The sequence below is a fragment of the Psychrosphaera haliotis genome (assembly GCF_039523615.1).
GTDB classification, from domain to species: Bacteria; Pseudomonadota; Gammaproteobacteria; order Enterobacterales; family Alteromonadaceae; genus Psychrosphaera; species Psychrosphaera haliotis.
Window position 1 is genome coordinate 396,208 of record NZ_BAAAFQ010000007.1, and the last position, 12,584, is coordinate 408,791.

Genomic DNA, 12,584 nt, shown 5'->3' on the forward strand with positions numbered 1-12,584 from the left:
GTCAAAGTTTGCTATTTAGCAGGGTGATAAATTTCGCTACCTGATGCTTTAAATTCAGCAGACTTTTCAGCCATGCCTTTGACGACTTCACTAAGTTCACTCTGATTTGCCACTAGAGTCTCATCAACTAACTTAATACTTATAGATTCACCTCTTGTTTCCATCTCTGCTGCATAGTCGCGAACTTCCTGGCTGATCTTCATTGAACAAAACTTAGGACCACACATTGAACAAAAATGAGCTACCTTCCCTGATTCTTGTGGCAAGGTTTCGTCGTGATACTCAAGTGCACGCTCTGGGTCTAAACTCAAATTAAACTGATCATGCCAACGAAACTCAAATCTTGCCTTTGACAGTGCGTTATCTCTTATTTGAGCACCAGGATGGCCTTTGGCTAAGTCACCAGCGTGCGCTGCAATTTTATAGGTTATTAACCCTTCCTTTACGTCTTCTTTATTAGGCAAGCCTAAGTGTTCTTTTGGCGTTACGTAACAAAGCATTGCGCATCCATACCAGCCAATGTTCGCAGCCCCAATGCCAGAGGTTATATGATCATAACCTGGAGCTATGTCGGTAGTTAATGGACCTAAGGTATAAAAAGGTGCTTCCCCACAATGCTCTAATTGTTGTTCCATATTTTCTTTGATCATGTGCATAGGCACATGACCAGGACCTTCAATTATGGTTTGTACATCATGCTTCCAAGCAATCTTTGTTAGTTCGCCTAACGTTTTCAACTCGCTAAATTGTGCTTCATCATTTGCATCAGCAATTGAGCCGGGTCTCAAGCCATCACCCAACGAAAATGAAACATCGTATTGCTTACAAATTTCACAGATATCTTCAAAGTGGGTATATAAAAAGTTTTCTTTGTGATGAGACAAACACCATTTCGCCATTATTGAACCGCCTCTTGAAACAATTCCAGTGACTCTTTTTGCTGTCATTGGGACATATCGCAACAACACACCAGCATGAATAGTAAAGTAGTCAACACCTTGCTCAGCTTGTTCTATTAATGTGTCTCTAAAAACTTCCCAGGTTAAGTCTTCAGCCACGCCATTTACTTTTTCTAGCGCTTGATAAATTGGCACCGTACCAATTGGAACTGGAGAGTTACGAATGATCCACTCTCTGGTTTCATGAATATATCGTCCCGTTGATAAGTCCATTACAGTGTCAGCGCCCCATTTGGTTGCCCAAACAAGCTTTTCCACTTCTTCCTCGATTGATGAGGTTACCGCCGAATTGCCTATATTAGCGTTTACTTTGATTAAAAAATTACGGCCTATGATCATAGGTTCGGCTTCAGGGTGGTTGATGTTTGATGGAATAATTGCCCGGCCACGTGCAACTTCGTCTCTCACAAATTCTGGAGTTATTACTTCAGGCATATCTTTACTGCCAATTACCGCTCCAAAGCTTTGGCCAGTATGCTGTTGAGTTAACACTTCATCTTTGAGGTTTTGTCTTTTTAGGTTTTCACGAATAGCAATGTATTCCATTTCTGGGGTGATAATACCCTGGCGGGCATAGTGCATTTGAGTTACGTTTTTACCTGGCAATGCTCTTCTTACTTTGGGTAGGTTTTCAAACCTAATGTGATCCAAACCATCGTCTGCTAAACGCTGCTGTGAGTAGCCAGAAGTAGCACCTGAAAGAATTTCTGTATCGTCCCTAGATTCAATCCAACTAGCACGTAACTTATCTAACCCTTTGTGCACATTAATGGGAGTTTGTTCATCTGTGTAAGGGCCTGAGGTGTCGTATACTTGGATGGGTTCATTGGGTTCAAGTACCGGCTTTTCCTTAGTGCCACCAATAAGTGAATCAGTCAAAGCTATTTCGCGCATACCCACTTTGATTGGGTAGATGTTACCGTCAACATAGATTTTTTTTGAATTTGGAAAGCGTTGATTTGAACAATTAATTAGGAATTGCTCGGCTTGTTCGCGACGTTCGCGACGAGTTAATTTTGTCATTGGTTTCTGCCTTTCGTAAGTTAGCCCAAAGAATGAGCACAAAAGACGGAGTGTAGATATACAGGAGGTATGTCATACCCAAATTAATACGTGCTTTACAGCCGACACTATTAAAATGAGAGTGTATTCCCTTGTTTCCTTCGCAGATATTAGTCTGAATCAGGTTCTACGGATCCCGCTTAAGCGATCTCAGCCATTACAAAAATACTAATGGCACTCCGACAAGTCGAAAAGATGTTAAGCGATTCAATTTGTATACGCAAGGGATTAGTTTCACTACGTTTTTTATCAAATTACAAACTAGAGCGGATCTGGCAGGCTACAGGGGAACTTGATGAAAACGTTTTGTTATTACTCCTATCGTATTAATTATGTGATTTTATGATTTAAAGCTGGCTACTCACTAACTAATTCAGTAATAATTAGTTCTCTTTGTCTTTTTTTGAGTGTGTCATGAACGCCGTTGTTGTTGCTGTTTTGTTAATGGTTGGGTTGAGTTTAGTTCGCGTTAATATTGTTTTAGCGCTAATTGTGAGTGCGATGGTAGGTGGCTTAATCGGAGGGTTAGGTCTTATTGAAACCGTAAATGTATTTACAAGCGGTTTGGGTGGTGGAGCTGCTATCGCTTTAAACTACGCGATGCTAGGTGCATTTGCCGTTACTATTTCCAAGTCGGGCGTTACCGATGTTTTAGCTGAAAAAATTATAGGTAAAATTAACTCCCAAACTGAGAAACAAACCAGCACGCTGTGGGTAAAAGCGGGTTTAATGGCGAGTATTTTATTGGCAGCTATTTCTTCCCAAAACGCAGTTCCGGTTCACATCGCATTTATTCCAATTCTTATACCACCATTATTACACGTTATGGCTCAACTAGAGTTGGATAGAAGGGCAGTAGCCTGTTTATTAACTTTTGGCCTGACAGCAACCTATATGTTGTTACCTGTTGGTTTTGGCAAGATATTTTTGAATACAATATTGTTTCAAAACCTGGTGGATAATGGTGTTGATATTCAAGTTAGCCAATTACCTTTAGTTATGGCGATACCGGTGTTTGGTATGTTTGTAGGCTTATGTGTGGCTCTTTTTATCAGCTACAAAGGTAAACGACGTTATTCAGTGGAAAAAATATTGGCTGCAGAGCCTGAAAAAGTATCCATTAAACCTAAGCACTTGTTAACAGCTTTAGTGGCTATTATTGCTGCTTTGGCAATTCAGCTTTATACAGGTTCCGTTATTATTGGCTCTTTAACCGGTTTAGCTGTATTCATTGCTGGTGGTGTTTTAAAGGTTGATGAGACTCAGGATGTGTTCTCCAAAGGCGTGATGATCATGGGCGTTTTTGGTTTCATTATGATATCTGCCGCTGGATTTGCAGAAGTTATGAAGGCTACAAGTGCTATTGATTCATTAGTTTCGTCAACGGTAAATATGGTTGGTGATAATAAATTATTGGCTGCTACATTAATGTTAGTGACCGGTTTATTGGTAACAATGGGAATTGGCTCATCGTTTTCAACTATTCCGATTATTGCTTCTATATACGTACCTTTGGCTTTATCTTTTGGGTTTTCGCCAATGGCAACAGCTGCCATTGTTGGCGCATCGGCCGCATTAGGAGATGCTGGTTCGCCAGCTTCAGATTCAACGTTAGGCCCGACATCGGGTTTAAATGTAGATGGTCAACATGATCACATTTGGGATACCGTTGTACCAACCTTTGTTCACTTTAATATTCCGCTAGTGTTGTTTGGTATTATCGCAGCGATGATACTTTAATTGAATCAACGGCGAAGTTAGTTTGTTAGAAAGATAAATGCCGAAGTGATTGCAATAAACGCAGCTATATAAAGTACTATTTTTGAGAGACTTCGAGGTGTGCTCATTGATAAGTCTGAATAGTATTGCTCAATTGCAATTGAGACTGTATCGGGACGGTTGTTAACTTCTGGTTCGATTAGGGAAAGAGTCCAACGCTTTAATTTTGCGAACTGACTTCTGTTAGCTTCAAAACGAGGCTTGTTGGCTTGTTTTTCATGAATGCTTTGAACTTTTGTTTTTGCTGGGTAAGGAAGCTTTTTATTAAACAGCTGGAAAAATAATATTCCTGCAGCATATAAATCAGTTGTCTGGTTTACCGAAGCATCTTCAAGGTATTCCGGTGGTGCGTAAAAAGGACTGCCGCTGTCTTTGCTAGAGGTCATGTCTTTGTTTAAAACAGACAAGCCAAAATCTGCTATGTAAAGGTGGCCAGTAATATCGAGCATAATATTTTCTGGTTTGATATCTAAATGTATTGCGTTTGAGTTTTGCGCGTAGTGCAACCCTTCAAGAAGCTGTTGAACAATATCTAGAACTTGGCCATCTGATAACGTATGACTTGCCATAATGTTCTCTAAACTATCGCCCTCTATCCAATCCATAGTAATAAAGTGCAGGCCATTATGATGATAATAATCATGTAGTTTGATTATGTTTGTATGTTCTAACTTTTTGACAGAATCCAGTTTAGCTTTGAAACTAGACATCATTTCACTATTTTCAGTAATGAATGAGTCTAAAACTTTTAAAGCAATGAGTTGACCAGTAGACATATCTTGGGCTTGATAGACTAAACCGTATCGACCTTTGCCCTGTAAACTCTTAATTTCATATCGATCTAACAATACTTCCCCATCAACTAATGGGCAATTTTTAGACGCGATTTTAATACTGTCTGTCATGCGATAACTATTTTCCTGCGTTGGCTAAACGCTATTTTACTATTTGAATTAAAATTACTCACTTAAATTTAACAAAAAGTTCATAATTACATTCGTATTAATGTTCTCTTGTTAAATAAGTAGCGTATTTAAAGGTGCTATTACCTTTTTTGGTATTGTACTCCAAAAAAAACTAATAAAACGAAATAAACAGTATCCTTAATGACTAATTTTAGTTAAATTTACACATAGCTGATTAATATTGATCAGGTTGCGATTTAAAAATAATAATCATAAAAGTTGTGCGCACTCTAAGTATTATAAGTTTCATTTACATCGTTGGTAGTTTTAATGGTTACGCCAGTACCAAATGGAGTCAGCAAGAATTCGCTGTCATAGCGTCTCTCGCTCAAAATTCAACGGAAATCTACCAAGACTCCATATCAGAAACTAACTTAGCTACTAATATCGCAATAACCAAATTGTTTGAAGGTGTTGGTTTAAAAGGCAATGTTGTCATTTCCAGTGCTGACTTTTCAGAATCCTCAGAAAGTATCAATGTAAGCTCAAAAGTAGATTACAACGTTGCATTGGAAAGCCGGCTATTTATTAGTTCGCTGGTTGATATTGATTTGAGCCTTAGTAAAAGCGATACCCTTGGTGCCACTTCATTAGAAAAAGCTCGTTTCCAGAATCAGTTTTCAAATGTTGTACAAAGCTTGCGAGATCAACAAAGTGTAATCGTTAGCATAGGCTCTGCGGCAAAAAATAGATCCTTGGTGTTGTCAGCTCAACGAAGAGCAAGAACTGAATACCTATACGATGTTGATCAGCTGTTTAAAGACGAAACAATTGTTTCAGGATATTTAATCTACTCAGACCGTTTTTCTGAAGATTCACACTTTTTATTCCGTGTTGGGCAATATGTAACTGAAAGTGAATTTAACCAACAATCTCAGCAAGCCATTGATACCGTTTTAGATGTAACCAATACGTATGTTGGTATGAAAACCTCTTACCTAGGTAACAGCCAGCTAAGTATATTAATAGGCAACAGTCACCAATTTGCCGAAAGCAACTCACAAGAGTCAGACTTATTTTCTTGGAGTATTACCAATAAACTCAATATCACTGAAAATGTTCAGTTTGATTTGGGTACCTCAAGAAAAATCAGTGGCTCACCTGATCCAGAATTTCAAAGTGTTGAATTAACTGGCTACGAAATGACATTTGCTTGGAAGGTTAGTCAAAATGTTAGGTTAGTGACCGATGCAAATTACCAAGACTATCAATTCGAAGCCGGTACTACGGCATCTAGCTTGGATGTGAAACAGTCTTTGTTTTGGCAACTATCTGACCACCTTTCGGTTAACTCTTCTGTTTCATATCAAGACTTTGATGGCTCAAGAAGTGCGTTGGTTCATGATGGCTTAAACTGGTCCGTTGGTATTAACTGGGAGTTATTTTAATGCTTAAATTAATAACTTCAAAGTTCATGCAGTTGCTGGTAATTACTTTCTTTATTTTAAGTTCAAATCTGTCTCAGGCTTCATCTAGCGAATATCAATTAGGTCCTGGCGACGAAATAGAGATATTTGTATTTCAAGAGCCTGAGTTGAATGTGAGAGCAAAAATCAGCCAAGCAGGCTTCATCAATTTACCTTTGATAGGCCAAGTTAATTTAGAGGGACTTTCCGGTGAAGAAGCCAAGCTAAAAGTAGAAAACCTCTTTAAAGATGGATACTTAGTCAATCCTTATGTTACGTTAACTGTTAGACAGTATCGTCCGTTTTTTATTCACGGCGAAGTTAAGAACCCAGGAAGCTACAAATACCAAGCTGAACTTACCATTGAACAAGCAATCGCCCTTTCAGGCGGTTTAAAAGATAGAGCATCAGGATCAGAGTGGGTTGTATTGCGTGGATATCCGCAAAAGCCTTTAAAAGCTAAAAAATCAACAATTATTATGCCAGGTGATGTTATAAAAATTGAAAAGAGCTTTTTCTAATTATGGAAGAGCAAAATAAGCAAATTCATCAATTAGATGATGTTATTGATTTAGGAGAACTGTTTTCTATCGTTTGGTCGAGAAAATGGTTTTTGCTGCTGTGTGTTTTGCTCTCAGGTGTACTTACTTATAACTACCTTCTAAAAGTGCCAGACCGCTTTACTTCTTCTACTTTAATCATGTTTAAAGAAACATCGTCAAAAGCAGATGCCATTCAAAATATAATGACAAGTGGACTTACCGTAGCAGACAATACCGAGACTGAGTTGGAGTTGCTACAAAGTCGTCGTTTTGCCGGACAAATAGTAGATAATTTAAACTTGATTCATAACGTACATTATCAAATGCAGTCAGGTTATGAGCCCTTTATCCATTCGGAACAATTACTAGTAAAAAACCGTTCTTTCGCCATCGATATTCTAAGTGAGAATATTAAGGTTGCACCTAAAGCAGGTACTAACTTAGTTAGAGTATCTTACGAGTCACATTCTCCTAGCCATTCAGCCATTGTTGCTAACGAAATTGCTAAAACATTTATTACTTTTAAAGAAGAAATAATGGAAGGCAAAAATAAAGATAATGCTTATTGGCTTGAGTCTAAATTATCTGGTGTAAAACAAAACCTCTTAGATGCAGAACAACGAATATCTGAACATCAAAATGAGCATGGTTTTATTGATATAAATAGCGCGATAGCGGTAGAAAAGTCTAAATTAGAAAAGTTGACAAAAGAACGTTACGACACCACACGTGAAGTTGAAAGATTACAGATATTAAAGCAACAGATACTCAAACATAAGTCTTCTCCGGAAGAGTTGTTTAGTATTCCAGCAGTTGCTAGGGCTAAAGCACTTGGTCAAAGTAAAATAAAACTTCAGAATACTCAGGAAGCGTTTGGACAAGTTAAATTGCGCTACGGCCCTAAACACCCAGCGTATATAAAAGCTAAGCTGCTATTTGAAGACGCTCGTTCTGATGTCACGCTTGAATTAGATAGTCATATTAAGACCATTGATAAAACCCTACAGCTCGAAAAGTCTAACCTTTCGTCAGTTGACGAAGCTCTAACTGAGGCGACTTCAAGGCTCAGGGATTTAGGTATGATTGAGTTTGAATACCAGAAGTTACGACGTGAGTTTGATGCAAATTTAGAGCTTTATGAAAATCTAATGAAGCGACTAAAAGAGTCTGAAATGATGCGTGACTTAGCTAATGCATCCAACTTATTAGTGGTTGAGAAAGCGGAAGTTAGCTCTAGCCCCAATAACAAAAAAACGGTATTGACCTATACGTTAGCCGCGTTAGCCAGTGCCTTATTAGCGGCAATGATAGTACTTATTGAAGCTATGCTTGCCAGTAAGGTATTACAATTTAGAAAAGTAGCAAGATCGTACAATACAAAAATTATTGGTGTGATCCCTAAAATTAGAGTTCGTGGAACCAGAAAAAAACCTTTGTTTAAATTGGACTCTGCAAAACACATGAACTTCATGGAAGCGATGCGCTCAACCAGAACCAATATTCTGCTTGATGGCAAGTTATCGCGTCAAAAGGTTATTGCGATAACGTCAATAACGCCAAACGACGGTAAATCTAGTCTTTCTATTCAATTAGCCCATAGCTTTTCAGAGCTAGAAAAAACCATTCTTGTTGACGCCGATTTGCGTTTTCCATCAATCGGTGACGCTTTAGGTATTAATGTTAATAGCCCAGGTTTAACAAATCTTATCGCTAAAAAGCAGAAGTTAAGTGAAAGTATTCATCGAGATACCGAGTACAAATACCATGTTCTTACTGCTGGGTTCCAATCTAAGAATCCTCTTTTATTTTTGTCTCAACCAAGACTCAAAAAAATAGTAGATGCGTTAAAATCCAATTACGAACGTGTTGTTTTAGAATGTCCGCCAGTGATGTCGGTAAGCGACGCGTTTGTTATCTCTAAGCACGTAGATAGTATATATCTAATTGTTGATGTTGAAAAAACCAGCCAAAACGAATTAAGTAACTGTTTAGAAGAGCTGGCTCAAGCTAATATTATCGTTGGCGGTATTGTCTTAAATAAAGTTAAAAAGACTGAAAAATACTATACTGGTGCCTATTCAAAATACCTGAAACCTGACCTTTCTAGAGCCCGCACTGCATAAAAATATATCTTTGTTTTGATATGTCAGTTTGTGGGACTTACGCTATGATTATTCTTAAATATTAAAGGAGTATCGTGTGCGCAGTATTCATTTTTTACTATTGTTAATTAGTATCTTTACTTCTTTTTCTGCAATGCCGAGAGCGCTAGAGCCAGTTTCATTGCAATTAAAGTGGATGCACCAGTTTCAGTTTGCTGGGTACTATGTAGCCTTGGAAAAAGGTTATTTCGCAGATGCTGGGTTTGATGTAACCATATTAGAGCGGAATGTTAAAACATCACCAGTGGACGATGTTTTGGAGGGCCGAGCAGACTTTGGTATTGCTGACTCCAGTGTTGTACTGCAAAGATTGCTACAAAAGAAAATTGTCATCGCCTCAACTATCTTTCAATCTAGCCCTCTTGTGTTAATGAGTCTTAAAGAAAACGACATTAAGAGTCCCTACGACTTAGTCGGCAAACGTATTATGTATCAGCGTTCTGTGGACGATGCGTCCTTACAGGCAATGCTACAACTATTTAATATAGGTGAGAGTGACTATACCGCTGTTCCACATAGCTTCAACAATTGGGCTCTTGTGGATGATAAAGCAGATGCAATGTCCGCCTATACTTCTAATCAACCGCATTTGTATGAACGTGCTGGCTATAAAGTTAATGTGCTAGACCCTGGCAGTTATGGAATTGATTTCTATGGGGATCTCATATTCACTTCTCAAAATCGAGTAGAGCGTAACTTGGAAAGTGTTCAACGATTTGTCGAAGCTGCTCGAAAGGGCTGGCAAGACGCCTTGTCGAACCCTAAAGAAGCAATTGATATTATCTTATTGAAGTACGCACCTAAGTTAGACCGCAAACAGTTAGAACTTGAAGCCAAGTCAACTCAAAATTTAATTAAAGAGTCTTTTGTACCACTAGGGACTATGTATCCAGAACGTTTTGAAAGAATAGCAAAATCTTACAAAGATCTAAAAATGGCGCCTAGTGATTCCTCAATAAACGGGCTATTACTCACTGACTATATTGAAAAGCCTTATAAAATAACCACTAACGTGATTTTAGCGATTGCCCTTATCACTAGCTTGGTTTTAGTCTTTTTGGGTTACCAGGTTGTATTTAATCGGCGATTAAAAACAATGGTCAAAGACAAGACGATTGCCCTTGAATTGTCTAATGATTATTTAACGCACAATATAGAATTATTAAAAGAAAAAAACGAGTTGCTAGACAAGTCAAAACAAGAGGCCGAGGTCGCTACAGCTGCTAAATCTGCTTTTCTGGCTAACATGAGCCATGAAGTTAGAACCCCAATGAATGGTATCTTAGGTACATTGCAGTTAATTTCTATGGAGCCGCTTACAAGCAACGTAAAACAATTAACTGATCAAGCTTTAGTCTCAACTAAGTCTTTGCTTACTATCATTAATGATATTTTGGATTTTTCCAAAATTGAAGCTGGAAAGTTATCGCTCGACGAGGCACCTTTTTCTTTCCAAAGCATTGTCCAACAGGTAGTGAGCTTTCAAATGGTATTGGCAAAGAACAAAGGCATAGAGTTAGTAGTGCAAGTTGATGAGGACTTTCATGACCTTTGGCAGGGAGACTCGACACGAGTTCTGCAGATCTTGACCAATATTGTTTCAAACTCCGTAAAGTTTACTAATCAAGGTTCTGTGACTATAAAAATTTACAGTGAAGTAGAGGTGCCTAATCAGAGCCAACTCTGTTTTAGCGTTGCTGATACCGGTATAGGAATGGATGAAGAGGCAGTGGGCAAACTATTCCACCGCTTTGAGCAGGCTGATAGTTCAACCACTAGGAGCTTTGGAGGTACAGGGCTTGGTATGGCTATTACAGATATGCTGGTATCTCAAATGGCGGGTTCAGTTAGGGTAACAAGTGAAGTAGGTAAAGGAAGTTGCTTTACTGTTTCATTACCGTTGAAAAAGAGTGAATCTGAAACTCAGCAAAAGAGCCAAGATTCGTCGGATAAAATAGAAGTTCCTGACTTTACATCTAAACGTATTTTAATTGCGGAAGATAATAAGGTGAATCAAATCTTATTTCGAGCCATAATGACGAAAACCAATTGTGACTTTGACATTGTTGATGATGGGCAAATTGCAGTTGAGCATATCTTAAAAAATAAATATGATTTGATATTGATGGATATTCAGATGCCCGTGTTAGATGGTGTATCGGCTTGCAAAATTATAAAAAAAGACTTTTCAGCGTTACCAGTTATCGCCATTTCAGCAAATATTATGGTGGACGATATAAAAGAATATAAGGAGGCGGGCTTTGACGAGTTCATCGGAAAGCCCATAAATATCAAAGAAATGTATGAAACCTTAAATCGTTTTCTTTCTAAACCCGAATAATTTAACAATAGGACGTTATGACTAGTTTAACCTTTTTGATTGACCTTACGGATACTGCGCTTCTTAAGTCTATACAGACCAATGTATCTGGCCCAGGTAAACAGTCTTATTATGCCTCTGAACCTGGTGAAGCCTTGTTTCAACTTAAAGACAATGATGCTGACATCGCGCTTATCCAAGCCAATAAATTTACTGCGGCTGACTTGGCGCTATTGAAAGAAATTAATCAAGAGTCAAATACTGAAGTTGTTTTATTCAGTGATGGCAAACCAAACCCTTATATAGACCAAGCAATGTTTAACGGCGTTACTTATCATTTTCGTTCGCCTTATGATTATGAAAGCATTAACGCTACGTTAAGCGAATTAATTGAAGAATTGAGTGAGCAAAAGCACGTTTCCAAGTCAGCTAAAACCAGTGTTCTAGATCAATTTGGTTTGCTACTAGGTTCATCAACGCCAATGAAAAAGCTTTATAGGACGCTACGAAAAGTGTCTTCTACAGAAGCAAATGTTTTTGTAAATGGTGAAAGCGGCACTGGTAAAGAGTTAGTGGCTAATACAATACACCTCGTTAGCGACCGTTCATCAGGCCCTTTTATAGCGGTAAACTGTGGCGCTTTAAGCCCAGAGTTAGTAGAAAGTGAACTGTTTGGGCATGTTAAAGGGGCGTTTACTGGCGCTAATCGAGATCACAAAGGTGTATTTGAACAGGCCGATAAAGGTACCTTGTTTTTAGATGAAATCACCGAGATGCCATTGGAGCACCAAGTAAAGTTGCTTAGAGTACTTGAGACCGGTGAATACCGACCGGTTGGCAGTGATAAAGTTTTAAAGTGCAATGTTCGTGTTGTCGCTGCATCTAACCGTGTAATGGATGAATCCATGAGTGAGTTTATTCGTGAAGACTTATATTACCGTTTAGCCCAGTTCCCATTGCAGTTGCCACCGCTAAGACAAAGAAGTACTGATATTTTAGGTTTAGCGCAGCACTTTTTAGCGTACAGGAACATGGAGAACAGTGCGTCAAAGTCTCTTTCGGCTGCAGCCATAGCGCTCTTAGAGTCACATCAGTGGACTGGTAATGTTAGGGAGCTTAAGCACGTAGTAGAGCGCAGTTTTATTTTAGCTGAGGACGTTATCGGCGCCGAGCATATACTATTTGATGATATGTCTAGTCCTGAGGAGTCTGCCTTATCTGAGGGTATTCCTTTGGATGTTCCTTTAGAAGATATTGAGAAAATAGCGATAGAAAAAAATCTTGAGAAGAATAAAGGGAATAAATCTGAAACAGCAGATAAGCTAGGTATTAGTGTTAAAACTTTGTACAACAAGCTTGAAAAGTACAGTGAAGATTAATTCCACTGTA

At 38.5% G+C, this 12,584-nt stretch carries 8 protein-coding genes and 1 riboswitch; of the genes, 6 read left to right on the top strand and 2 right to left on the bottom strand.

Annotated features, from left to right (window positions below; all coding sequences use genetic code 11):
• Positions 1-11 precede the first annotated feature (11 nt).
• A complete protein-coding gene (thiC, locus tag ABD009_RS11425) occupies positions 12-1,982 on the bottom strand; it encodes a phosphomethylpyrimidine synthase ThiC (RefSeq protein WP_343825500.1) in 1,971 nt (656 codons plus the stop codon).
• Positions 1,983-2,100: 118 nt separating this feature from the next.
• Positions 2,101-2,213, bottom strand: a riboswitch (TPP riboswitch).
• 222 nt (positions 2,214-2,435) lie between these two features.
• On the opposite strand from thiC, the gene ABD009_RS11430 reads away from it, so the two are divergent.
• Positions 2,436-3,761, top strand: a complete 1,326-nt coding sequence (locus tag ABD009_RS11430; RefSeq protein ID WP_343825502.1) for a Na+/H+ antiporter family protein — start codon at positions 2,436-2,438, stop codon at positions 3,759-3,761.
• Positions 3,762-3,778: 17 nt separating this feature from the next.
• Here the strand turns inward: ABD009_RS11430 and ABD009_RS11435 are convergent, their stop codons facing one another.
• Complete coding sequence (locus tag ABD009_RS11435; RefSeq protein WP_343825504.1) at positions 3,779-4,705, bottom strand: serine/threonine-protein kinase; 927 nt, start codon at positions 4,703-4,705, stop codon at positions 3,779-3,781.
• 281 nt (positions 4,706-4,986) lie between these two features.
• Here ABD009_RS11435 and ABD009_RS11440 point away from each other — a divergent pair, with 281 nt between their 5' ends.
• The 5 genes from ABD009_RS11440 to ABD009_RS11460 all read left to right on the top strand — a co-directional run bounded on the left by ABD009_RS11440 (position 4,987) and on the right by ABD009_RS11460 (position 12,574).
• Entirely contained in the window at positions 4,987-6,153 is a 1,167-nt protein-coding gene (locus ABD009_RS11440; RefSeq protein ID WP_343825505.1) for a hypothetical protein, read from the top strand.
• Positions 6,153-6,692 carry a polysaccharide biosynthesis/export family protein gene (locus tag ABD009_RS11445; protein ID WP_343825506.1) on the top strand — a complete coding sequence of 180 codons (540 nt, stop codon included), beginning with the start codon at positions 6,153-6,155 and terminating at the stop codon, positions 6,690-6,692. The genes ABD009_RS11440 and ABD009_RS11445 overlap by 1 nt, the downstream gene beginning before the upstream one ends.
• Before the next feature lie 2 nt (positions 6,693-6,694).
• Positions 6,695-8,836 (top strand): GumC family protein, encoded by a 2,142-nt coding sequence (locus ABD009_RS11450; RefSeq protein ID WP_343825508.1) that lies wholly within the window; start codon positions 6,695-6,697, stop codon positions 8,834-8,836.
• 76 nt (positions 8,837-8,912) lie between these two features.
• Positions 8,913-11,216 (top strand): ABC transporter substrate-binding protein, encoded by a 2,304-nt coding sequence (locus ABD009_RS11455; RefSeq protein ID WP_343825510.1) that lies wholly within the window; start codon positions 8,913-8,915, stop codon positions 11,214-11,216.
• 17 nt (positions 11,217-11,233) lie between these two features.
• Positions 11,234-12,574: a sigma-54 interaction domain-containing protein gene (locus ABD009_RS11460; protein WP_343825513.1), complete on the top strand. Its 1,341-nt coding sequence runs from the start codon at positions 11,234-11,236 to the stop codon at positions 12,572-12,574.
• Positions 12,575-12,584: the final 10 nt, after the last annotated feature.